This is a genomic window from Pseudomonas sp. CBS, from assembly GCF_024734645.1.
Classification (GTDB): domain Bacteria; phylum Pseudomonadota; class Gammaproteobacteria; order Pseudomonadales; family Pseudomonadaceae; genus Aquipseudomonas.
The window spans coordinates 6,937,124-6,959,084 of record NZ_CP102929.1; the positions used below are offsets into that span (position 1 = coordinate 6,937,124).

The 21,961-nt window shown below is 62.8% G+C and carries 20 protein-coding genes; 5 read left to right on the forward strand and 15 right to left on the reverse strand.

Annotation, left to right across the window (positions count from 1 at the left end):
* Positions 1-67 precede the first annotated feature (67 nt).
* The 8 genes from NVB75_RS31735 to NVB75_RS31770 form a co-directional block, all read right to left on the reverse strand.
* Positions 68-1,471 (reverse strand): amidase, encoded by a 1,404-nt coding sequence (locus tag NVB75_RS31735; RefSeq protein ID WP_258344887.1) that lies wholly within the window; start codon positions 1,469-1,471, stop codon positions 68-70.
* The gene (locus tag NVB75_RS31740) at positions 1,468-2,739 is read right to left on the reverse strand and encodes a Zn-dependent hydrolase (RefSeq protein WP_258344889.1); all 1,272 of its coding nucleotides are present in this window, start codon (positions 2,737-2,739) and stop codon (positions 1,468-1,470) included. The genes NVB75_RS31735 and NVB75_RS31740 overlap by 4 nt, the downstream gene beginning before the upstream one ends.
* A gap of 13 nt (positions 2,740-2,752) precedes the next feature.
* On the reverse strand, positions 2,753-3,448 hold the full coding sequence (locus tag NVB75_RS31745; RefSeq protein ID WP_008430585.1) for an ABC transporter ATP-binding protein: 696 nt from the start codon (positions 3,446-3,448) through the stop codon (positions 2,753-2,755).
* Positions 3,448-4,197 (reverse strand): ABC transporter ATP-binding protein, encoded by a 750-nt coding sequence (locus NVB75_RS31750; RefSeq protein ID WP_167665587.1) that lies wholly within the window; start codon positions 4,195-4,197, stop codon positions 3,448-3,450. The genes NVB75_RS31745 and NVB75_RS31750 overlap by 1 nt, the downstream gene beginning before the upstream one ends.
* Positions 4,194-5,204 carry a branched-chain amino acid ABC transporter permease gene (locus tag NVB75_RS31755; RefSeq protein WP_258344891.1) on the reverse strand — a complete coding sequence of 337 codons (1,011 nt, stop codon included), beginning with the start codon at positions 5,202-5,204 and terminating at the stop codon, positions 4,194-4,196. The genes NVB75_RS31750 and NVB75_RS31755 overlap by 4 nt, the downstream gene beginning before the upstream one ends.
* A 1-nt stretch (position 5,205) precedes the next feature.
* Positions 5,206-6,066 (reverse strand): branched-chain amino acid ABC transporter permease, encoded by an 861-nt coding sequence (locus tag NVB75_RS31760; RefSeq protein ID WP_258344893.1) that lies wholly within the window; start codon positions 6,064-6,066, stop codon positions 5,206-5,208.
* A gap of 67 nt (positions 6,067-6,133) precedes the next feature.
* Positions 6,134-7,336, reverse strand: coding sequence for an ABC transporter substrate-binding protein (locus tag NVB75_RS31765; RefSeq protein ID WP_003215749.1), 1,203 nt, complete (start codon positions 7,334-7,336; stop codon positions 6,134-6,136).
* 96 nt (positions 7,337-7,432) lie between these two features.
* A complete protein-coding gene (locus NVB75_RS31770; protein ID WP_258344894.1) occupies positions 7,433-8,203 on the reverse strand; it encodes a FadR/GntR family transcriptional regulator in 771 nt (256 codons plus the stop codon).
* A gap of 982 nt (positions 8,204-9,185) precedes the next feature.
* Between NVB75_RS31770 and NVB75_RS31775 the strand changes: the two genes are divergently transcribed.
* Positions 9,186-10,088, forward strand: coding sequence for a LysR family transcriptional regulator (locus NVB75_RS31775; protein WP_017475444.1), 903 nt, complete (start codon positions 9,186-9,188; stop codon positions 10,086-10,088).
* Between the two features lie 9 nt (positions 10,089-10,097).
* Here NVB75_RS31775 and NVB75_RS31780 read toward each other — a convergent pair whose 3' ends face one another.
* The 7 genes from NVB75_RS31780 to NVB75_RS31810 form a co-directional block, all read right to left on the reverse strand.
* Positions 10,098-11,444, reverse strand: a complete 1,347-nt coding sequence (locus NVB75_RS31780; RefSeq protein ID WP_258344895.1) for an OprD family porin — start codon at positions 11,442-11,444, stop codon at positions 10,098-10,100.
* A gap of 101 nt (positions 11,445-11,545) precedes the next feature.
* Entirely contained in the window at positions 11,546-12,898 is a 1,353-nt protein-coding gene (locus NVB75_RS31785; protein WP_063028934.1) for a citrate-proton symporter, read from the reverse strand.
* Positions 12,899-12,991: 93 nt separating this feature from the next.
* The gene (locus tag NVB75_RS31790; protein WP_258344896.1) at positions 12,992-14,380 is read right to left on the reverse strand and encodes an amidase; all 1,389 of its coding nucleotides are present in this window, start codon (positions 14,378-14,380) and stop codon (positions 12,992-12,994) included.
* A gap of 181 nt (positions 14,381-14,561) precedes the next feature.
* Entirely contained in the window at positions 14,562-15,389 is an 828-nt protein-coding gene (locus NVB75_RS31795) for a hypothetical protein (RefSeq protein WP_087694888.1), read from the reverse strand.
* Between the two features lie 3 nt (positions 15,390-15,392).
* Positions 15,393-15,581 (reverse strand): hypothetical protein, encoded by a 189-nt coding sequence (locus NVB75_RS31800; protein ID WP_003208968.1) that lies wholly within the window; start codon positions 15,579-15,581, stop codon positions 15,393-15,395.
* 122 nt (positions 15,582-15,703) lie between these two features.
* A complete protein-coding gene (locus NVB75_RS31805; protein ID WP_258344897.1) occupies positions 15,704-16,282 on the reverse strand; it encodes a helix-turn-helix domain-containing protein in 579 nt (192 codons plus the stop codon).
* Positions 16,270-18,225 (reverse strand): FAD-dependent oxidoreductase, encoded by a 1,956-nt coding sequence (locus NVB75_RS31810; protein ID WP_258344898.1) that lies wholly within the window; start codon positions 18,223-18,225, stop codon positions 16,270-16,272. Before NVB75_RS31810 ends, NVB75_RS31805 begins: the two co-directional genes overlap by 13 nt.
* 132 nt (positions 18,226-18,357) lie before the next feature.
* Between NVB75_RS31810 and NVB75_RS31815 the strand changes: the two genes are divergently transcribed.
* The 4 genes from NVB75_RS31815 (at position 18,358) to NVB75_RS31830 (ending at position 21,945) form a co-directional block, all read left to right on the forward strand.
* Positions 18,358-19,116, forward strand: a complete 759-nt coding sequence (locus NVB75_RS31815; RefSeq protein WP_076016427.1) for a class II aldolase/adducin family protein — start codon at positions 18,358-18,360, stop codon at positions 19,114-19,116.
* 41 nt (positions 19,117-19,157) lie between these two features.
* Positions 19,158-19,796: a TetR family transcriptional regulator C-terminal domain-containing protein gene (locus tag NVB75_RS31820; RefSeq protein ID WP_258344901.1), complete on the forward strand. Its 639-nt coding sequence runs from the start codon at positions 19,158-19,160 to the stop codon at positions 19,794-19,796.
* 154 nt (positions 19,797-19,950) lie between these two features.
* On the forward strand, positions 19,951-20,742 hold the full coding sequence (locus NVB75_RS31825; RefSeq protein ID WP_258344903.1) for an enoyl-CoA hydratase/isomerase family protein: 792 nt from the start codon (positions 19,951-19,953) through the stop codon (positions 20,740-20,742).
* Between the two features lie 42 nt (positions 20,743-20,784).
* The gene (locus tag NVB75_RS31830) at positions 20,785-21,945 is read left to right on the forward strand and encodes an acyl-CoA dehydrogenase family protein (protein ID WP_010173712.1); all 1,161 of its coding nucleotides are present in this window, start codon (positions 20,785-20,787) and stop codon (positions 21,943-21,945) included.
* Positions 21,946-21,961: the final 16 nt, after the last annotated feature.

Here is a 21,961-nt window from a genome sequence, read left to right on the forward strand (position 1 = left end):
GTCACCGGATATCTTGACTGACACACCGCCTTCGCGAGCAAGCCCGCTCCCACAGTTTGATTGCATTTCAGGTTGGGGTTTTGGGGGCTTGCAGGTGCTCGGTTGGAAAAGCCTTGGCATACGCCTGGCACACCCTCAGCACCTGCTCATCCGCAAACCGCGCCCCCACCACATGCAACCCCACCGGCAACCCATTCGCTGCCAACCCGCACGGCACCGACGCCGCCGGTTGCTGGGTCAGGTTGAAGGGATAGGTAAACGGCGTCCACTCCATCCATTCCCCAAGGCCCGAACCCGGCGGCACGTTATGCCCGGCCTCGAACGCGGTGATCGGCATCATCGGCGAAACCAGCACATCGTAATGCTCATGGAATGCCGCCATGCGCGCCACGAGTGCAGCCCGTGCTTCCAGCGCCGCACTGTAGTCACTGAGGCTGATCTGCTCGCCCAGTCGGGCAATGCGCAGCAACCCCGGGTCCATCAGTTGCCGTTGCGCATCGCTCAACGGCCCGGCCAGGCGTGCCGCACCGGCAAACCACAGGGTATTGAACACCTCCAGCGGATCACTGAACCCCGGATCAATCTGCTCTACATGGGCACCCAACTGCACCAGGCCTTCGACCGCCTTGGCGACGACCCGGGCCACTTGCGGGTCCACGTCCACATAGCCGAAGTTCGGGCTGTAGGCGATACGCAGGCCTTTCAAGTCGGCCCCGGCCTGCAGCCATGGCGTGGTGCGGGGCGCGCCGATCAAGCCGTCCCGCGCGTCAGGCTGGGCGATGGTTTGCAACATCAGCACCGAGTCTTCCACGGTGCGGGTCATCGGCCCCAGGTGAGACAAAATGGTCATCGAACTGGCCGGCCATTGCGGCACGTAACCGAAGGTCGGCTTGATGCCAAAGGTGCCGGTGAACGCGCAGGGAATCCGGATCGAGCCACCGGCATCGCTGCCCTGGTGCAGCACGCCCAGGTTCAAGGCCGCCGCCGCACCGGCACCGCCGGACGAACCGCCCGCCGTCATGCGCGTGTCCCACGGGTTGCGGGTAATCCCATACAACGGATTATCGGTGACGCCTTTCCAGCCGAATTCCGGCGTGGTGGTCTTGCCCAGCAGCACCGCGCCGGCCTTGCGCATGAAGGCCGAGAAGGGCGCATCCACCTCCCACCGGCCCTCGGCGGAGGTGGTGCGCGAACCCTTGCGCGTCGGCATGCCGATGGTCTGCGTCAGGTCCTTGATGGAGGAGGGCACACCGTCCAGGGCCCCGCACGGCTGCCCCTTGAGCCAGCGCTGTTCCGAGGCCCGGGCCGCGTTCAAGGCGCCTTCCGGGTCGACGTGGCAGTAGGCGTTGACCGCCGGGTTGTAGCGTTCGATTCGCAGCAATGCGTCTTCGGTGACTTCCACCGGCGACAGGCTTTTATCCCGATAGCGGGCCAGCAGCTCAACAGCGGTGAGGTTGGCGATATCCGTCATGCCGCTTTCCCTCCTTGCGCCGCGTTGACCATGGCCCGCAGCAATACGGCGCAGCCCGCCGCCAGGTCATCCGGCGCGGCGTTTTCGATTTCGTTGTGGCTGATGCCGCCTTCGCAGGGCACAAAAATCATCCCGGCGGGGCCCAGTTCGGCGACGAAGATCGCGTCATGCCCGGCGCCGCTGACGATGTCCATATGGCTCAGGCCCAGGCTGCTTGCACCCTCGCGCACGGCGTTGACGCAGGCGGGGTTGAAGTCCAGCGGCGGGAAGTCGGCAGTAGGCGTCAGTTCAAAGCTCAGGCCGTGTTGCTCGGCCGTCGCTTCGATCACCTGGCGCACTTCGTCGACCATCGCTTGCAGCTTGTCGGCGTGCAGGTGGCGCAGGTCGATGGTCATGTGCACCTGGCCGGGAATCACGTTGCGTGAGCCGGGGTGCAGGCTCAGGCAACCGACAGTGCCGCAGGCATGGGGTTGTTGTTCATGGGCGATGCGATTCACCGCGCTGACCACTTGCGCCGCGCCTACCAGTGCGTCCTTGCGCAGGTGCATCGGCGTCGGGCCGGCATGGGCTTCGACGCCGGTGAGGGTCAGGTCGAACCACTTCTGGCCCAGGCAGCCCATGACCACGCCGATGGTGGTGGCCTGGTCTTCCAGCACCGGGCCCTGTTCGATATGCGCCTCGAAATAGGCGCCCACCGGATGGCCCAGTACCGCGCGGGAACCGGCATAGCCGATGCGCCGCAATTCGGCGCCCACCGACAGGCCGTGCTCGTCCTGTTTGTCGAGGGTTTCCTGCAAGTCGAATTTACCGGCGAATACCCCGGAACCCATCATGCACGGCGGGAAACGCGAGCCTTCTTCGTTGGTCCACACCACTACTTCGATCGGTGCTTCAGTCTCTATATTCAAATCGTTAAGGGTGCGGATCACTTCCAGGCCGGCCATCACGCCATAGCAGCCGTCGAACTTGCCGCCGGTAGGCTGGGTGTCGATATGGCTGCCGGTCATCACCGGCGCCAGTGCCGGATTACGCCCGGCGCGGCGGGCAAAGATATTGCCGATGGCGTCGATGCTGATGCTGCAGCCGGCCGCCTCGCACCATTGCACAAACAGGTCGCGGGCCTGGCGATCAAGGTCGGTGAGGGCCAGGCGACATACGCCACCTTTTGGCGTGGCGCCGAGGCGGGCGAGGTCCATCAGCGATTGCCACAGACGCTCGCGGTTGATCAACGGGGCGTTGCTCTGGAGCGGTTGCGCAAAACTATTCATCAGCAGTCTCCGGTCAGGCACTCAGGGCCAGGTAACGGTTCTTGATCGTCGGGTCGGCGCGGAAGGCTTCGGCACTGCCTTCGTACACCACGCGGCCTTGTTCGAGGACGTAATGGCGGTCGGCGAGCTTGTCGCAGACCATCAGGTTCTGTTCCACCAGCAGCACCGGCAGGCCGTCTTCCTTGACCTTGCGCAGGATCTTCACCAGCTCGTCGACGATCACCGGCGCGAGGCCTTCGGTGGGTTCGTCGAGGATCAGCAGCTTCGGATCGTTGAGCAGGGCGCGGGCGATGGCGAGCATCTGTTGCTCACCGCCAGACAGCGCGTGGCCGGCGTTTTTGCGGCGCTCCTTGAGGCGCGGGAACATGCCGTACACGTCTTCCATCTGCCAGCGGCTGGTCTTGCGCACGGCAATGCGCAGGTTTTCCTCCACCGTGAGCAGGCGGAAAATCCCGCGGTTCTCCGGCACCAGCGCCAGGCCCTGGCGGGCGATTTCGAAGATTTTCTGCCCCACCAGTGGCTGGCCGTTGAAGTGAATCTGGCCCTGGCGCGGGCAGATAATCCCGAGGATGCTGCGCAGGGTGGTGGTCTTGCCGGCACCGTTGCGCCCCAGCAGGGTCACCAGTTCGCCGGGATTGACGGTCAGGGACACGCCTTCAAGGACGTGGCTCTTGTCGTAGTAGGAATGGATATTGTCGACGGTCAGCATCAGGCGGCTTCTCCCAAATAGGCGGTGCGCACGCGCTCGTCGGCGCGCACGAATTCCGGTGTGCCTTCCACCAGGATCTGGCCGTGACTCATCACGGTGATGCGTTGGCTGATGGACATGACGATGCTCATGTTGTGCTCGATCAGCAGCACGGTATGGTCGCGGCCGAGGTCGCTGATCAGTTGGGTCATGATCGGGATGTCGTCGATGCCCATGCCCGAGGTGGGTTCGTCGAGCATCAGCAGCTTGGGTTTGGAGCAGATCGACATGCCGACTTCCAGCACCCGCTGCTGGCCGTGGGACAGCTCGCCGGCCAGGGTATCGGCGCGAGCGGTGAGTTGCAGCCGTTCCAGCACCTGGTCGGCCATCTCCAGGTGTTCGCGCTTGCTGTCGACCCGGCGCCAGAAGTTCAGGGCGCGGGCACCGTCGCGCCCTTGGGCGGCCAGGCGCAGGTTCTCGCGCACGCTGAGGTTCTGGAACAGACTCGTGAGTTGGAACGAGCGGGCCATGCCCAGGCCGACGCGGCCGTGGGCCGGTTTGCGCATCAGGTTCTTGCCGTCGAAATGAATCGCCCCGGCGGTGGCCTGGCGCTCGCCGGTCAGGCAGTGGAACAGGCTGGTCTTGCCGGCGCCATTGGGGCCGATGATGGTGTGGATGGTGCCGGCTTCGACCTTGAGGTTGACGCCGTTCACCGCGTGGAATGCGCCGTAGGCCAGTTCCAGGTTCTTGGTTTCCAACAGGATGCTCATGACAGCTTCTCCTTGCTCACAACGTCGGCCTTGCGGCTGCCGCGCACACGTTCGAACAGGCTCGACAAGCCGCCCCACAAACCGCCGCGCATGAAGATCACCACCAGGATCAGAATCACCCCCAGCAGCATCAGCCAGCGCGGCCACAGGTCGGACAGGAAGTCCCCCAGCAGCACGATGGAACCGGCGCCCAGCAAGGAGCCGAACAGCGAACCGGTGCCGCCGACGATGGTCATGATCAGGATGTTCTCGGACATCGCCAGGTCGATATTCGACAGCGGCACAAAGTGCAGCAGCATCGCGTACAGCGCCCCGGCAATCCCGGTCACGGCGCCGGACAGTACGAACACCAGGATCTTGAAGTGGCGGGTGTCGTAGCCGATGGCTGAGGCGCGGGTTTCATTTTCGCGAATCGCCATCAGCGTGCTGCCGAAGGGCGAGGCGATCACCCGGCGGGCGCCGATGAAGATCAGCAGGAACAGCACCGCGACAAACCCGTAGAACGCGCGGGCATCGGTCAGCGACAACAGCACCGTGTCACCGATGCGGATTTCCGGGCGCGGCACGCTGAGCAGGCCGTTGTCGCCGCCGGTCCAGTCGCTCAGGGTGTAGGCGACGAAGTAGGCCATCTGGCTGAAGGCCAGGGTCAGCATCACGAAGTAAATGCCGGTGCGGCGGATCGCCAGGGCGCCCACCAGGAAAGCCAGGAAACCTCCGGCGACCGCAGCGCCCAGCAATGCGCTGAACAGGCCCAGCTGCAGGTGAATCATCAGCAACGCCGCGCAGTAGGCGCCCGCCCCGAAGAAGATGCCTTGGCCGAACGACAGCAGCCCCGTGTAACCCAGCAGCAGGTTGCAGGCGAGGGCGGCCATGGCAAAGATCAGGATCTCGGTGGCCAGGGTCGCCGAGGGCAGAACCAACGGCAGGCCGATCAACACCGCGAGTACCAACAGCAGCATGTAGCGCGACTGGGTCTTGGCGAACGGCAGGGGATTTTTCTCGCTCATGTCAGGCTCTCCCGAACAGGCCGTAAGGACGCACCAGAATCACCACGGCCATTGCGCCGTAGATCATCAGGCTCGCGCCCTGGGGCCAGAGTGTGGTCATCAGGCTTTGCACCACGCCGACCAACAGGCCGCCCACCAGTGCGCCGCTGAAGGAACCCATGCCGCCAATCACCACCACCACGAACGCCACGCCGAGGATTTCCGGGCCGACAAAGGGCTGGGCGCCGCGCAACGGCGCGAACAGCACACCGGCAACGCCGGCCAGGGCCACGCCGAGGGCGAAGGTCATAGAGAACAGGCGGAAAATGTTGGTGCCCAGCAAGGACACGGTTTCGGTGCTTTCACTGCCGGCCCGCACCAGGGCGCCGAAGCGCGTGCGTTCCAGCAGCAGCCACAGGCCCAGGCCAACGAGGCCGGAGAACACGATCAGGAACAGGCGGTAGTAGGGGTAGACGAAATCGCCGATCACCAGCACCCCGCGCAGCAATTCCGGCACGGCGACGCTCTTGCCCACCGGGCCCCAGATCATCACGCTGGCTTCCTGGATGATCAGAGCGATCCCCAGGGTCACCAGAATCTGGAACATGTGCGGCAAGTGATAAATCCGCTGGATCAATAATCGCTCGATCACCCAGGCCAGCGCGGCCACCACCAGCGGCGCAATCAGCAGTGCCAGCCAGAAACTGCCGGTGAGGCTGACGGCGGTGTAGCAGATGTAGGCGCCCAGCAAAAAGAACGCACCGTGGGCGAAGTTGACGAAGTTCAGCAAGCCGAAAATGATCGTCAAGCCGACCGCGATCAGGAAATAAATCATCCCAAGGCCCAGGCCGTTGAGAATCTGGAACAGGTAAAGATTAAGCATGCAGGAACCCTCGGCAGGCGGCCGCGTGAGCGGCCCTGCGCTGTGTCACCAGTAGATTTTCAGCGGATCAGCCGAGCACGCAGCCCGTGGCTTCCACTGGCGGGAACGACTGGCCGGAACTGAGCACCTTGGCCAGGTCGTCCTTGTCGGCCATGTCGCCGGCGGCCTTGCCCACCAACAGGTAGTAATCCTTGATCACCTGATGGTCGCCGGCGCGGATCGATTCCTTGCCGGTGGGGCCTTCGTAGCTCAGGCCCTGCATGGCCTTGGCCACGGTCGGCCCGTCGAAACTGCCGGTGGAGATGATGGTTTCGAGCATGACCTTGGTGCTGATGTAGTCGGCTGCCAGCGGGTAGGTGGGGTTGATGCCGTATTTGGCCTTGGTCAGTTTCACCAGGTCGCGGTTGAGCGGGGTGTCGACCTGGTGCCAGTACTGCGCGCCGAGGTACACGCCTTCCAGTACGTCACTGCCCAGCTCCTGGAACTGATCGAGGCCGGCGGACCACACCAGCAGCACTTTCATGCGCTCCTTGATACCGAAGTTCACCGCCTGGCGCAGGGTGTTGGACGACTGGCTGCCGAAGTTCAGCAGCACCAGCACGTCGGGTTTGGCGGCGATTGCGTTGGTCAGGTAGCCGGAGAATTCCTGTTCCTGCAGGGAGTGGTAGCTGTTGCCGGCGTGTTCCAGGCCATGCTCGGCCAGCACCGATTTGGCGCCTTCGAGCAGGGCTTCGCCGAACACATATTGCGGGGTGATGGTGTACCAGCGCTTGGCGTCGGGCAGCAGCTTGATCAGCGGCACGAGGGTTTCGCGGATCGCGCCGTAGGTCGGCACTGACCAGCGGAAGGTGGCGCTGTTGCAGTCCTTGCCGGTGACTTCATCGGCGCCCACCGGGGTCATGAACACGCCACCGGCCTTGCTCACTTCCTTGGCCACCGCGAGTGCCGAAGACGAAAGGGTACAGCCCTGGAAAAAGCGTGCGCCGTCCTGCTGGATCGCTTCCTGGACCTTGCGCACGGCCTTGCCGGCGTTGCCTTCGGTGTCGATCACTTTGTAGACCAGCGGGCGGCCGAGCAGCTCGGGGTGTTGTTCCACCGCGAGGCGTGAACCCATGTCGGCAAATTTGCCATAACTGGCAAAGGCGCCAGACATGGACTTGAGGCCGTAAAAGGTAAAGGGCTCTGCGGCGAATGCAGAACGCACGCTCAGCGGGAGGCTGAGGGCGGCGGCTGCGGTGAGACTGGCTTTCAACAACGTACGACGCTGCATGGGGTGACTCCCTGGATTAGTTATTGGCAGGAGTGGCAATGGCGATACGGTGGAGCACGGCCTGTGGGCAGGCCTTTTATTGGGGGTTGGGGGGTGTCAGTGGTTGTGATCGAACTCCAGTAGAAAGTGCGGGCTGACCTCACCTTCAAGGGCGGTCATGTGGTGTTCAGCGTCGCACATGTGTTCGTGCATCAGGCTGCGTACGGTGGCTTCGTCTTCGGCTCGGAAGGCGAGCAGCAGTTGCTTGTGGTAGTCGAGGTTGGCGGCGTCGAATTGCTTGCGCTTGGGTTTGTAGGCTTTTTTCAGGACGACCAGGTCGCGCAGCAGGTCGTTGAGGAATTGCGCCATGAAGCTCAATAGCGGGTTGGGGCAGGCCTTGGCCAGCAGGTTGTGGAATTCGAGTTCGGCGATGCGTTGTTCGCGTTGGCCGGCTTCGCTGTCTTCGGGGGCGCTGCAGAAATCGACGTTGTCCTGGAGGGCGCGGTAGTCGTCTTCGCTCAGGCGGCCCAGGACCGAGACGGCGAGTTCGACTTCGATGACTTTGCGCAGTTGGTAGACCTGTTCGCCGTCCAGGTGCTGGAAGTGCAGGTAGTTGCGCAGGGCGCGGCTGGCGGGTTCGGTGCCGGCCTGGTTGAGGTAGGCCCCGCCGCTGGGGCCGGTGCGGGTGTTGACCAGGCCCTCGACTTCCAGCGCCTTGAGGGCTTCGCGGGCGGAGCCTTTGGAGCACTGGAAGCTTTCCATCAGTTCGCGTTCGGTGGGCAAACGGTCGCCGGGCTTGAGTGCATCGGTGACGATTGAGCGTTTGACCGACTCGACGATCACGTCGGAGAGCTTTTGGCGTTTGCGGCGCAATGGGCGGCTTAGCATGGTGGGTTATTGATCCTATTAATGCGCATTAATAGTACTTAATAGGGGTTTGGGGTGGGGCGTCAACGGAGGGGGTCGTTTTTGGTTTGGATGGGTCGTAAATGGTGGGGGTGTGCATATCCGTTTCTTCGGTTATGGCTGATATTGGTTCCGCTCTTACAGCGGCTCACTTTTGAAAAGCGCAAAAGTAAGCAAAACGCTCTTGCCCCACCACTCGGCTCCTCGCCTAGGCTCGGAGTGCCCTCACTCCGGCTTTGGACCGTGGGCCGCCGCGATGGGCCATCCTTGGCCCAGCGCGGCTAACCCGGCGTCCTGCCGGGTTACCCACGCTCCAAAGCCTGCGTTCGGCCAGCGTGGTTTAACGGGGCGCCTAAGATCAAGATCAAAAGCAAAAGCACAGCGGCCTACCGGCCGGCTTGAGTGTTGAAGAGCAAAATCAAAAGCTAAAGCGGGCACGGTCCAAATGTGGGAGCGGGCTTGCTCGCGAAGGTCGTTAACGATGACGCGGGCATTCTGAATGAACGCGGCGCTCTCAGGTTTTTCGCGAGCAAGCCCGCTCCCACAGAAAAGCAGCTCTGTTTTCGCTCTGGTTTTTGCTTTTGCTCTTCAACACTCAAGCCGGCCGGGAGGCCGCTGTGCTTTTGCTTTTGATTTTGATCTGACTGCCCCATTCAGCCCGAGGCCGAACGCAGGTATTGCGGAGCGGGTAAACCGGCAGGACGCCGGTTTAGCCGCGCCGGGCCATGGATGGCCCGTCGCGGCGGCCCGCGGAGCAATGCCGGAGTGAGGGAACACCGAGCCTAGGCGAGGTGCCGACAGGCGGGGCAGAGCCCTTTGCTTACTTTGGGGCTTTTCCAAAGTGAGTCGCTGTAAGAGCGAAACCATAAGCCGCCGTGACCGAAGAAACGGATATGTACACATGCATGGCGCAGTAATTGCGTACCCCACCCAACCCCAACCCCCAAAAAAAGGAGCACCCCCCATGCAACTACGCGCCTTGCGATATTTCCACGAGGTCGCCCGCTGCGCCTCCCTGCGTAAGGCAGCCGAACGTCTATACGTCACCCCAACCGCCGTCAGCCGCCAGATCGAACACCTGGAACACTTCTTCGGCGCCGCCCTGATTGAGCGCGGCCCCCGCGGCATCCGCCTCACCGCCGAGGGCGAATGCCTGGCCGAACAAGTCACCTCAACCCTGCGCGGCCTCGACCAGGTACGCGAAGTCATCGCCAGCCGCCAAAGCCAGGTGGCCGGTAACATCAGCATCCATGTGTCAGAAAGTATCGTTTCCACCGTACTCGCCCCGGTACTCGCCACCTTCTACCGCGCCCATCCCAAGGTCACCTTCAACATCGTGATCGCCAGTGCATCGGCCACCCTCGACGCCCTGTGCAGCGGCGAGGCAGACCTGGGCCTGGCGTTCTACCTGCAAGAACGCGCCGACGTCGAAGTCACCGCCCACTGCCAGCTGTGGCACCGGGTGCTGGTCAGCGCCGAACACCCCTTCGCCCAACGCGAAAGCATCGAATTGAGCGAACTGGAAGGCCAGCCCCTGGCGATTCCCGACTCGGCCTACGGCGTGCGCCAGGCCCTGGAAGTGGCCGCGAAAAAACGTGGCGTCACCCTCGAACCCGTGTTCACCACCAGCTCCCTGGAAGTGCAGAAAAGCCTGGCCCGGCAACGGGCAGCAGTGCTGATTCTGCCCCAGGTCGAGGCAGACGTACGGGACCTGGGCGACGGCTTGGTCGCCGTGCCGATCGCCGATGAAGACCTCGGCCGCATCCGCATCGACTTGTGCGTCTATCGCAACCGCCCCCGCTCGGTGGCGGTGCTCAAGTGCCAGGAAATGCTGGCAGGGGCGATGCAGCGTTGTTCGCTGAACTGAGCCTGAGCCTCAGAAAATGTTGATCGGCATATTGGCGACGAGGCGGAACTCATCGTAGCTGCCGTCAATCTGCCCGCCGCTGGCGCGGTGGTTGTAGACGATGGTGCGCAGTACGGTGTTTTTGAGGGTGCCGGACTGGATTACGTAGGCCACCATCAAACCGTTTTCGTTGTGCTTGGCGCCATCCAGGCTGCGCACGTTGTAGCCGGTGTTGTGGCCGTTGCGGTCGCCGTCGTAATGGGTGCCGTCGATGTCCCAACCCTTGGCGTGCCACAGGCTGGCGGTGAGGCCGGGCACGCCGTAGGCGGCGAAGTCCAGGTCGTAGCGCAGTTGCCAGGATTTTTCGTTGGGGCCGTTGTAGTCCGAGTACAGCGAGTTGGCCATGTAGTTGCCGGTGGACTCCCACACGTAGTCGAAGTATTCGTTGCCGAACACCTGCTGCCAGGCCAGCGTCAGGCTGTGGGCCAGGTGCGTGGCGGTGAAGGCCAGGCTGGCGGCGTTGTTGTCGATGTAGCCGAGGTTTTTGTCCCCCGAATCGCTGGTGTGGTAGTAGTTGAAGGCGGTCTTCAAGGCGATGTCGCTTTTGTCGCCGATGCGGTGGGACAGGCCGACGTAGGTCTGGTCCCACATGTCTTCGAAACGCGACGCGTAGACGCTGGCCTCCAGCCCGTAACCCGGTTTGACCGTGGCCCCCAGGTAGCTAATGCGTGCGCCGCTGTAGGCGCGGTTGCCGAAGGTGGTGGTGAGCTTTTCGGCACCGGTGCCGGTGCGCGGGATCGCCCGCTCGAAGCTGCCGCCCTGCACCGACAGCCAGTCGAATTCGTTGCTGAACAGGCCCACGCCCTGGAAGCTGGAGGGCAGGGCGCGGTTGTCCTTGTAACGCAGGATCGGGTTGTCGGTCATCAGCCGGCCCGCCTTGATCTCGGTGCTGGACAGGCGCAAACGCACGTCGCCCACGCCCAGGCGGCTCCAGGTGGGAATCGCATCGCCGTCGCCGTCTACCAGCACTCGGTCGCCACCATTGGCCACCTTGCCGTGCCCACGCTCCAGATTAACCGCACTGAAGATTCCCGCATCCACGCCCACGCCAATCAGGCCCTGGGTGTAACCGGAGCTGTACTTGAGCATGCTGGTCTGCACCCAGGTTTCGCGTACACGAGTGGGCTCGACGCCGCCGGCTTTCTTGATGCTCAGGTGGGTGGTGCGTTTGGTGTGCTGGTTGGAATAGTAGTGGCGCAGGTTCAGGTCCAGGGTGCTGCCTTCGAGGAAGCCCGGTGCGCTGGCTTGAGCGTTCTCTTGGGCGAAAGCCTGGGTGCTGGAAGCCAGGGTGACGGCCAGCAAAAGACGTGGATACATGGTAAATCCCCATACAAATCAGACGTAAGGCGACCGTCCCGGCAGGCCCTCAGGCGCTGCCGGTCGGTGGCGAAAAGACGCGGGACAGTGGGAAAAAGTGTTCAGCGAACCGAAGCTTCTGTGAGCCGGGTTTCGCGGGCCGGGCTGCCGGGCAGCGACGGGCGGGTTTCCTTGGCGAACCAGGCGGCCGTGAGGCACACCAGGTTGGCGATCAGCAGGTACCAGACCGGCGACATCGGATCGCCGGTGGTGCCGATCAGCCAGGTGATGATGATCTGCGCGGTGCCGCCAAACGCCGCCACACCGAAGGCGTAGACGATGGAGAAACCGGTGGAGCGCACGGATTTCGGGAAGCTTTCCACCAGCAGCACGATCAGCGCTGCGCCGCTCATGCCGTGCAGGCCAGAGAGCACCGCGAGGGTCAGCAGGAAGGTCGCCGGGCTTGGGTGCTCGGTCATCAGTTGCAGGGCCGGGAACAGAATCAACAGCAACACCACCCGCGGTGTCATCAGGATTACCCGGCGCCCGAAGCGGTCGCAGAGCATGCCGCCGGCCACCGCGCACACGGCCATGGCGGCGCCGGCCACCAGGGTCGAGAGCATGGAGATGCTGGTGGGCAGCTTCAGCTCGGTGAGGGCGAAGGTGGTCATGTAGTTGAGGAAGTACTGGGTGATGGTGCTGCCGGAAAGGATCAGCAACCCCAGTACCAAAGCCCGTCGGTGCTTGCCGCAGACTTCCCGCACCAGGTCGCCGGTGCTGGTCTGCTCGCCGTGGCCGTGGAAGGTTTCGGCGAGGTTGCGGCGGATGTAGATGCCGATCGGCAATACCAACAGGCCGAACACAAAGGGTACACGCCAGCCCCAGCTGTTGAGGTCTTCCGGGGACATGACTTTGGTCAGGGTGAAACCCACCAGCCCGGCCACCATGGCGGCCACGCCCTGGGCGACCACTTGCCAGCAGGCGTAGGTGCCGCGTTTGTGGGGCGGCGCCGCTTCGAGAATGTAGGTGGTGGCGGGGCCGGCTTCACCGCCCCAGGCCAGGCCCTGAATCATGCGGGTGAGCACCAGCAGGATCGGCGCCGCGATGCCGATGGTCTCGTAGCCGGGCAATATCGCGATGCTGCCGGTGCCCACGGCCATCATCACCAGGGTCAACAGCATCGCCGGCTTGCGCCCGACGCGGTCGGCGTAGGCGCCGATCAGCACCGCGCCCAGGGGCCTGACGATAAAGCCGATACCGAACGCGGTGACCGACAGCATCAAGCTGACGAAGGCGCTGTCGGACGGGAAAAACGTGTGGCCGATCATCACCGCAAAGGTTGCGTACACACCAAAGTCGAAAAATTCCACGGCGTTACCCAGGACCACGGCGAAGATGCTCTTTTTGCCGGCGTCCGGGGACGGTGTTTCGGGTGCGTGATCAGGATCGGATCGTGTCAATTGCTCAGTGTGCATACCAGCCCCTCGATTTTAGTTATAGGTCGTCCAAGCTCCGGCCGCGTAGGCCCGGAGCTGGCGTGTGGGTGGGCAGTTCTTACAGCGTCAAAGTCAGGAAGGATTCGGCCAGTGGTGGATTGCGCCACGCCAGCTCTCGTAGGTTTTAGCGATTTGCAGCAGCCATTGATCGGCAAAGCGTGGGGCGATCATCTGCAAGCCGATAGGCATGCCATCGGCGGCGAAACCGCAGTTGATCGACAGCGCCGGTTGTTCGCCCATGTTCCAGGGCACCGTGAACACAATATGTTCGAACGGCAGTTGCGGGTTGTTGCTGGGTGAAGGCCACTCGGCCGGGAAAGCGTTGACCTGGTTGGTGGGGGACAGCACCAGGTCGAGTTCGGTGAACACCTGCGCGGCGCGGCGGCGCATCTCGAAGGTCTGGTTGAAACCCTTCACCGCTTGTACGCCGCTGATCTCGGCGCCCGGCGCGGCCCAGTCGCGGATGTACGGCAAGACCTTGTCGAACTGCTCGCTGCTCAACGCGGACAAGTCACCCCACTGGCGGGCGCGCCAGAAATGGTCGAGGCCGTCGAGTTGGGCGCGGTCCATGATCGGCGGGATCAGCGTGACCTTGGCGCCATGGGCTTCGAACAGCCGCGCGGCTTGCTCCACTGCTTCACACACGAAGCCTTCAGGCTGCATGCCCACGCCGGGCTCGAGCATCAGGCCGACCCGCAGGCCCTTGACCGACAACGGCTGGTGGCTCCACTGGGTGGTGAGTGGCGGCAGGCTGGTGGCGTCGCGGGCATCGGGGCGGGCCAGGTGTTGCATCAACAGCACGCAGTCATCGACGGTGCGGGTCATGGGCCCGGCGGCGCGGCCGGTGTAATACGGGTCGATGGGGATGCGTCCCAAGGTCGGCTTGAACCCCACCAGGCCGCACCAGGCGGCGGGCAGGCGCACCGAGCCACCGATGTCGGTGCCCACGTGCAGCGGGCCATAACCGGCGGCGGCCGCAGCGGCGGCACCGGAGCTGGAGCCGCCGGTGTTGTTGGCAGTATTCCACGGGTTGCGGGTGATACCGTGGAAGCTCGACAGGCCGGAAGACAGCATGCCGAAATCCGGGTTGGTGGTCTTGGCCAGGATAATCGCACCTGCTTCACGCATACGGGCTGCGGGCGGTGCGTCCCTGAGGGCCGGGGTCAGGCGGGTGGCGGCGCTGCCGAGGGGGATAGGCACGCCTTCAGTGGCGATCAATTCCTTGAGGGTCACCGGTAAGCCGTCGAGGGCACCGTTGGGCTGGCCCTTGTTCCAGCGCTCGGTGGATGCCTGGGCCTGCTGGCGTACCTGTTGCGGGTCGAAGGCATAGAGCGCGTTGATCTTCGGCTCCCAGCGGTCGATATGGGCCAGGAGCTGGTCGTAGTAGTCGATGGGCGCGAGTTGCCGGCTGGCGAATTGCGCCAGCAGTTCGGCGGCTGTAAGGGTATGCAGGTCAGTCATCGAACGCTTCCTTGTGATGGGCCGGCTGGCTCATGGCGGGTTGCAGTAGGGACGACTATATAAACCCCGGTGTGACGCGGCCATCACAATCGGTGCAGTTCAGTGTTGCGTTTTTGTGTGCACTGAAACCGGCGGGTAGATGTGGGAGTGGCTGGAAGGTTTACTGTTCGGCAGGAGGACCTCAGGCGCAGGCACCTGGCGTCTTTTTCCTGCGTGCCGACTCACGACGATAGCTCCGAATAGGCTGGGGTTTTGCCCGTATGCGGGATTGGAAAGACATCCACGTCGCAGGGTCAAAGCGGGTGGCTGATACCACCGCTTCCTGGAGCAGCATGATGGAAATAGCGTCTGACGCATCCGGGTATTCAGTATCGAGGATGATTTCCAGGGTGTCCTTGTCGCGATAGCCGCTGCAGGTCGGAATCAGACTGAAGGCGTGATCTATACCTTCGGACTCATTCGGCTCGCAGATGGATGAAACAACGCCCACATAAACATTCCGATCGTTCAGCGTGAACATGCATTGAGAGCCGCGCGCAATGGATTCCCTGAGCAGGGTCCTGAGGGGGCGCCCCGTTAGAAGCTCGAGCATCAATTGCTGGTTCAGTTCCTCCTCTGAAGCAAGTTGCAGTCTTCGTCGACGCCAACGCACAAATAATCGCGCCCAGCAGTAGGGAATGATCATGGCTGTCAGGCCGACCTGGAGCAAAAATACCCAGAGGCCATGATTTCTCTCGGTGGCAATATCCAGCTCTATCAGCAGCTTGCCCAGATAAGCACTGTAATCAATGGGGATTGTCTGGCCAGCCAGTTGCAGCGGCTGTTTGGACAGGCAAAGAATCAAGGTGGTCAGTACGAACGACAGTACGAGGCAGGTCCAGCCTAATCTTGCGACCTGTAGATAGAGTAACTGGCCCTCAAAGCGGTGGAGGCGGCAGTAATGGCCGGGGTGTTTCAAACACACCAAATAGCCACTCACCAGTAACGGCAGTATCAGTAGTAGCCCCATGGGTTATTTGAATATCAGTTCACGTATCTTGCGCTTGTGTTCCTTGAACTCGGGTGAGTTGGCGATTTCCGCCGGGTCGACAGAAATACCCCACTCACCCACTATCCTCATGGTTTTGTACCGCTTGATAGCCCTGATATTTTCCAGATCTTCCTCAGTGGGTTTCTTGAACCACGCAAACGACTCAAACATGACCGGCACCCTCATAAAAAAGTAGTCGGTTTTATAGCAAGAGCCGTTTTTACCGACTACTGATGGCCCCCATCCAGAACTCCCCGCGTATCGTAGGAAACGTCCTTAGTTGCTCCAACGGTCTAAAACGTCGGCGGCGTAATCACCCAAATCACCACCGCATCCACCTTCCCGGGGTTGCCATACCGATGGGGCTCACTGCTGGAGAAGCTGAAACTGTCGCCTTCAGCCAGCTGAAAATGCCGCTCGCCCACCCATAACTCAAACGTCCCGCTCAACACATAACCCGCCTCTTCACCCTCATGGCTATAGCTCTGCTGGCTATAGGTGCCCGGTGGAAAGCGCGAGTGCAGCATCTCCAATTGATGATTGGGCAGGGGCGTCAGCAACTGGTCGACGATCCCGTCCTCATAGTGAATGCTCTGGCGATTGTTCCTGCGCACCACAAACCCTTCATCCTCCGCGGCCGGCGTGGTCTCGCTGGCAAAAAACCACTGGATCGTCACCCCCAGGCTGCGGGCGATGTTGAACAGGGCCGGGATCGACGGGTAGGCGAGGTTGCGTTCCAGTTGGCTGATATAGCCGGCCGTCAATTCGCTCATCTGCGCCAATTCGGTAAGTGTCATGCCCCGGGCCTTGCGCAAGCCGCGGATGCGGGTGCCGAGAAACAGCTGTGGCGGTTGGTCGTTCAAATGTCCCACGCTACCTTCAATCCTTCATAAATCGCCTCTTCGGCGGTACGCGGCGCCAGGCAATCGCCGATGCGCCTGAACGCCACCAGGCCTTCCAGTTCTGCCCCCAGAGTGTCCACTGGCTGGTGACCCTGGCACAACACCAGGGTGTCGATATTTTCCAGCAGCATCGGCTCGCCGCTGGCGGTGTGTTGCAGGTAGACGGTGGTGTCGTCGCAGCCATACAAACGAGCGTAAGGGATGATCGGAATGCCCAGCCGGTGCAGCTCACCGGCCAGTTGATCACGCACGTACAACGGCAGGTTTTCCCCGCAATGGGTGCCGTTCACCGCCAGTTGCACCTGATGGCCGGCGCGGGTGAGGCGCTCGGCAATGCCCGGGCCGATCCAGTCGCAACGCCAGTCCACCACGACCACCGAACGGCCCAGCGGGACCTCGTCGCGCAGCACTTGCCAGGCGTCCACCACCTGTAGCTCACCGCCGCGTTCGAAGGTCGGCCAGTAGGGTTCGGCGCCGGTGGCGACGATCACCAGCTCGGGTTGTTCGCGCTCCACCAAGGCACGGTCGACGCGGGTGTTGCGCACCACGCGAACCCCCGCCAGTTCCATCTCGCGCTGCAGGTTGGTACTGGCGCCGCCAAACTCGCTGCGCCGTGGCAGTAACTGTGCAAGGAGCACCTGGCCGCCCAGTTGAGCGCTGGCTTCATACAAGGTCACCTCATGGCCGCGTTGCGCCGCCACGGCCGCGGCTTTCATCCCTGCCGGGCCGCCGCCGACGACCATAATCCGCTTGCGTCGCAATGCCGGTTGCAACTGGCCAAACTGCAATTCGCGGCCGGTCTCGGGGTGCTGGATGCAGGAGATCGGCAAGCCTTTGTGGAAGTGGCCGATGCAGGCCTGATTGCAGGCGATGCATGCCCGTACATCCTCGGCATGGCCGCTTGAGGTTTTGGCCGGCATTCGCGGGTCGCAGATCAGCGCGCGGGTCATGCCGCACACATCGGCCTGGCTGCGCTGCAGCATCAGCTCGGCCTCCTGGGGCTGGTTGATGCGCCCGGTGACGAACAGCGGAATCGACAGGCTGGCCTTGAACGTTGCGGCTTCTGTGGCCAGGTAAGCCGGAGCAATAGCCATGGGCGGCACTATATGGATCGCGCCGCCGAGGGAAGCCGAGGTGCCGGCGACGATGTGCACATAATCCAGCTGTGATTGCAACTGTTGCACGGCCGCCAGGGAGTCATCTTCCGTCAGGCCTTCGGGGTCGCGCTCATCCGCAGAGATGCGCAGGCCGATGATGAACTGTTCGTCGGTTTCGGCACGCACGGCGGCGATGATTTCCCGCAGAAAACGCAGGCGTTGTTCCAGCTCACCGTTGTAGCCGTCGGTGCGGCGGTTCACTCGCGGGTTGAGAAATTGCGCCGGCAGATACCCATGGCTGGCGACCACTTCCACGCCGTCAATCCCCGCCTGATGCAGGCGCCTCGCCGCCGCACCGTAGCCCTCCACAATCTCGTCAATCATCGACTGGTCAAGGGCGCGCGGCATCACCCGGAACCGCTCGTTGGGCACCCCGGACGCCGAGTAAGCCACCGCCAGCAAGCCATCGGCCGACTCCATGATTTCCCGCCCCGGGTGGAAAATCTGCGACAGCACCACGGTGCCGTGGGCGTGGCAGGTTTCGGCCAGTCGGCGATAGCCGTCGATGCAGCTGTCATCGGTGGCCATCAGCACATGGGAGGTGTAGCGGGCGCTGTCGTGCACCCCGGCCACCTGCAACACAATCAGCCCCACGCCGCCTTCGGCGCGTGCCCGGTGGTAGGCGATCAACTGCTCGTTGACCTGGTTGTCGGTGGGCATGGAGGTGTCGTGCCCGCTGGACATGATGCGGTTTTTCAGGCGTTTGCCGCGCAGCGTCAACGGTTCAAAAAGATACGGAAAGGCATGGGGCGACATGGTGCGGATACTCCAGGCGCTGTTGTTATTATTTTTCTATAGGAGGTCAGCTCCAGTAAAAAATCAACTTGTTTTTTTACTGGGGACTGGATTAGCGTCAGCCACATCACCCACCCGCCTGGAGAATAAAAAATGACTGGGGCCACCGAACGACAGCTGCGTGAAGAGCTTGCTGCGTGCTACCGGCTGATCGCGCACTTTCGCATGAGCGACCTGATCTTCACCCATATCTCGGTGCGTATTCCCGGGCCCGAGCATCACTTTTTGATCAACCCCTATGGGCTGATGTTCGAGGAGATCACCGCGTCAAGCCTGGTGAAGATCGGCCTGGACGGGCGCGCGGTCGAGGCGTCGGCCCATGGCGTCAACCCGGCGGGGTTTGTGATTCACAGCGCGATTCACGGCGCCCGTGAAGACGCCCAGTGCGTGCTGCACACGCACACCCGCGCCGGGTGTGCGGTGGCGGCGCTGGAATGCGGGCTGTTGCCGGTGAACCAGATTTCCATGGAGTTCTACGGCAAGGTTGCCTACCACGACTACGAAGGCGTGGCGCTGGACATGGACGAGCAACAACGACTGGTGCGCGACCTCGGCGACAAGCCGGTGTTGATGTTGCGCAACCATGGTTTGTTGACGGTGGGGGAGACGGTCAGCCAGGCCTTCCTGCGCATGTACTACCTGGAGAAGGCCTGCGATATCCAGCTTGCCGCCCAGGCGTGCGGCAAGCTGATCCTGCCGCCTGCAGACGTGTGTGAATACACCGAGCGGCAGTTCAATGAGCCTGGCCGCTCATTGGAAGAGGGCGAGCTGGCAGACCTGGACGCCATGCAACTGGCGTGGGCGGCATTGCTGCGGTTGCTGGATCGGGTGTCGCCGGGGTTCCGGGAGTGAGGTAGAGTCGTCCAGCCGACTTTACCCAAGGACACCGCCTCATGACCCAGGAATCCCGTTTCTCCCGTATGGAACCGGAGTTGCGCAAGGCCAATCTGGTCCAGGCCACACTGGTGTGCCTCAAGCGCGACGGCTTCCAGGGCGCGTCGATCCGCAAGATCAGCGCCGAGGCCGGGGTGTCGGTGGGGCTGATCAGTCATCACTATTCGGGCAAGGATGAGCTGGTGGCCGAGGCCTACCGGTCTATCACCCGGCAGGTGATGGACTTGCTGCGTGACGCCATGGCCAAGGCGCCGCCCAGCCCGCGTGAGCGCCTGTCGGCGTTCTTTCGCGGCTCGTTTTCCCCCGAGTTGCTGGACCCGAAACTGCTGGATGCCTGGCTGGTGTTCTGGGGTGCGGTCAAGACGGCCCCGGCGATCAACCAGGCCCACGAACATTCCTATGGCGAGTACCGCACCATCATGCGTTCGGCCTTGGTGGACATGGCCGAGGAGGAGGGTTGGAAGCAGTTCGACGCCGACCTGGCAGCCATCGCCTTGAGCGCCTTGCTCGATGGCCTGTGGCTGGAATCGGGGCTCAATCCCGGTACCTTCACCCCGGAGCAGGGCATCCAGATCTGCGAAGCCTGGGTCGATGGCTTGCAGTCCGGCGGCCGCAAGCGCTTCCAGCTCAAACCCTGAACTGACGATTCCGCGCCGCCTGGACGCAATGTCCGGGCCGGCATTTTCCCCTCGAAAAATATTTGCAGTTACCCGATTGCCTCCTTACTGAACACTCGTTTAGTATCGCCCCATGTCGCACCCCTCAAGCCAATTAAAATAATTCGAGGATTCCATGACTACAGATCCGTCCGTGCTCACTCAAGTGCAAGCAGGCGTCGCCTGGATCACCCTGAATCGTGGCGCCCAGCGCAACGCCCTGGACATCCCGACCCTCAAGCACCTGCATGCGTTGCTCGACGGTTTCAACCGCGACCCGGCGGTGCGCGTGGTGGTGTTGACCGGCACAGGTCGCAGCTTCTGCGCTGGCGCAGACCTCGCCGAATGGGCCGACGCCGAAGCCCGTGGCGCCCTCGAAACCTACGGCTGGACCGAAACCGCCCACGCCCTGATGACCCGCCTGCACACCCTCGAAAAACCCACCGTTGCCGCCATCAACGGCACGGCCGTCGGCGCCGGCATGGACCTGACCCTGTGCTGCGACCTGCGTGTAGCCGCGCAATCGGCACGTTTCAAGGCCGGTTACACCAGCATGGCCTACTCGCCGGACGCCGGTGCCAGCTGGCATCTGCCGCGCCTGATCGGCAGCGAACAAGCCAAGCGCCTGCTGTTCCTCGATGAATTGTGGAGTGCCGACCGTGCCCTGGCCGCCGGCCTGGTGGGCGAAGTGGTCGCCGATGAGCAACTGCACGCCCACGTTACCGACCTGGCCACACGCCTGGCCAACGGTCCGACCTTTGCCTTCGCCCAGACCAAAACCCTGATTCGCGAAGGCGCCGGGCGCAGCCTGCCCGAACAACTCCAGGCCGAACTCGCCGCCGGCCTGCTGTGCGGCCGCAGCGCCGACGGTGCTGAAGCCCTGCGCGCCTCGATGGAAAAGCGTCCCCCGAATTTCTCCGGCAACTGATCCCTCTTCAAAACACCCCTCGAACGATCGACAGGTAGCGCCATGAATTTCCAGCCCAGCCAAGAACAAGACATGTTGGTGGACGCGGTACGCAGTTTTGTTGCCAAGGAATTGTTGCCCCACGAGGAGGCGGTAGACCGCGCCGATGAAGTCTCGCCGGAGCTCGCCGCACAGATCCGGGACAAGGCGATTGCCGCCGGGTTTTATGCCTTCAACATGCCGGAAGAGGTCGGCGGTGGCGGCCTGGATTACCTGTCCCAGGCGTTGATCGAACGGGAGTTGTCGAAGGTGTCCTGGGCGCTGCATGTGTTTGTCGCCCGGCCCTCGAAAATCCTCATGGCCTGTACTGGCGCGCAGATTGGCGAGTACCTGTTGCCGTGCGTGCAGGGCAAGAAGATCGACTGTTTTGCCTTGACCGAGCCGGGTGCCGGTTCCGACGCCAATGCCATCAAGACCCGCGCCGTGCGCAGTGGTGATGACTTTGTGCTCAACGGCAGCAAGCACTTCATCAGCCACGCCGGCCACGCGGATTTTGCGATCGTGTTTGCCGTCACCGACACCTACGAACACAACGGCCGCCCGCGCAACGCCGTGACCTCGTTCCTGGTGGACCGTGGCACGCCGGGCATGACCATTCGCCGAGGCCCCAAGTGCGTCAGCAACCGCGGCTACCACACCTATGAAATGTTCTTCGACGACTGCCGCGTGCCGGCCTCAAAAGTCCTCGGCGAAGTCGGCAAAGGCTGGGAGGTCGCCAACGCCTGGCTGACCGCAGGCCGCGTAATGGTGGCCGCCAACTGCGTCGGCCAGGCCCAGCGTGCGTTGGACGTGTCCCTGCAATGGGCGGCGGATCGCAAGCAGTTCGGCCAGCCCATCGGCACCTATCAAGGCATCTCGTTCAAGCTCGCCGACATGGCCACGCAAATCCGCGCGGCCGAACTGCTGACCTTGAACACCGCCTGGAAAATGGACCAGGGCACCATGACCGACGGCGAGGCCGGCATGGCCAAGCTGTTTGCCAGCGAAGTGCTGGGCAAGGTCGCTGACGAGGCCGTGCAGATTTACGGCGGCATGGGCTTGATGGACGAAGGGCCGGTGGAGCGCATCTGGCGCAACGCGCGGATCGAACGGATCTGGGAAGGCACTTCGGAAATCCAGCGCCACATTATTGCCCGCGAACTGTTGCGGCCGCTGTTGCGCTGATCGGGTGGGAGAACGC

Bases quoted from the DNA above. Each gene is read 5' to 3' on its own strand.
- NVB75_RS31745 (WP_008430585.1), bottom strand. From the start codon at position 3,448: ATGCTGACCGTCGACAATATCCATTCCTACTACGACAAGAGCCACGTC.
- NVB75_RS31780 (WP_258344895.1), bottom strand. From the start codon at position 11,444: ATGTATCCACGTCTTTTGCTGGCCGTCACCCTGGCTTCCAGCACCCAG.
- NVB75_RS31755 (WP_258344891.1), bottom strand. From the start codon at position 5,204: ATGAGCGAGAAAAATCCCCTGCCGTTCGCCAAGACCCAGTCGCGCTAC.
- NVB75_RS31810 (WP_258344898.1), bottom strand. From the start codon at position 18,225: ATGTCGCCCCATGCCTTTCCGTATCTTTTTGAACCGTTGACGCTGCGC.
- NVB75_RS31740 (WP_258344889.1), bottom strand. From the start codon at position 2,739: ATGAATAGTTTTGCGCAACCGCTCCAGAGCAACGCCCCGTTGATCAAC.
- NVB75_RS31830 (WP_010173712.1), top strand. From the start codon at position 20,785: ATGAATTTCCAGCCCAGCCAAGAACAAGACATGTTGGTGGACGCGGTA.
- NVB75_RS31760 (WP_258344893.1), bottom strand. From the start codon at position 6,066: ATGCTTAATCTTTACCTGTTCCAGATTCTCAACGGCCTGGGCCTTGGG.
- NVB75_RS31800 (WP_003208968.1), bottom strand. From the start codon at position 15,581: ATGTTTGAGTCGTTTGCGTGGTTCAAGAAACCCACTGAGGAAGATCTG.
- NVB75_RS31790 (WP_258344896.1), bottom strand. From the start codon at position 14,380: ATGACTGACCTGCATACCCTTACAGCCGCCGAACTGCTGGCGCAATTC.
- NVB75_RS31770 (WP_258344894.1), bottom strand. From the start codon at position 8,203: ATGCTAAGCCGCCCATTGCGCCGCAAACGCCAAAAGCTCTCCGACGTG.
- NVB75_RS31750 (WP_167665587.1), bottom strand. From the start codon at position 4,197: ATGAGCATCCTGTTGGAAACCAAGAACCTGGAACTGGCCTACGGCGCA.
- NVB75_RS31825 (WP_258344903.1), top strand. From the start codon at position 19,951: ATGACTACAGATCCGTCCGTGCTCACTCAAGTGCAAGCAGGCGTCGCC.
- NVB75_RS31815 (WP_076016427.1), top strand. From the start codon at position 18,358: ATGACTGGGGCCACCGAACGACAGCTGCGTGAAGAGCTTGCTGCGTGC.
- NVB75_RS31775 (WP_017475444.1), top strand. From the start codon at position 9,186: ATGCAACTACGCGCCTTGCGATATTTCCACGAGGTCGCCCGCTGCGCC.
- NVB75_RS31735 (WP_258344887.1), bottom strand. From the start codon at position 1,471: ATGACGGATATCGCCAACCTCACCGCTGTTGAGCTGCTGGCCCGCTAT.
- NVB75_RS31820 (WP_258344901.1), top strand. From the start codon at position 19,158: ATGACCCAGGAATCCCGTTTCTCCCGTATGGAACCGGAGTTGCGCAAG.
- NVB75_RS31765 (WP_003215749.1), bottom strand. From the start codon at position 7,336: ATGCAGCGTCGTACGTTGTTGAAAGCCAGTCTCACCGCAGCCGCCGCC.
- NVB75_RS31785 (WP_063028934.1), bottom strand. From the start codon at position 12,898: ATGCACACTGAGCAATTGACACGATCCGATCCTGATCACGCACCCGAA.
- NVB75_RS31795 (WP_087694888.1), bottom strand. From the start codon at position 15,389: ATGGGGCTACTACTGATACTGCCGTTACTGGTGAGTGGCTATTTGGTG.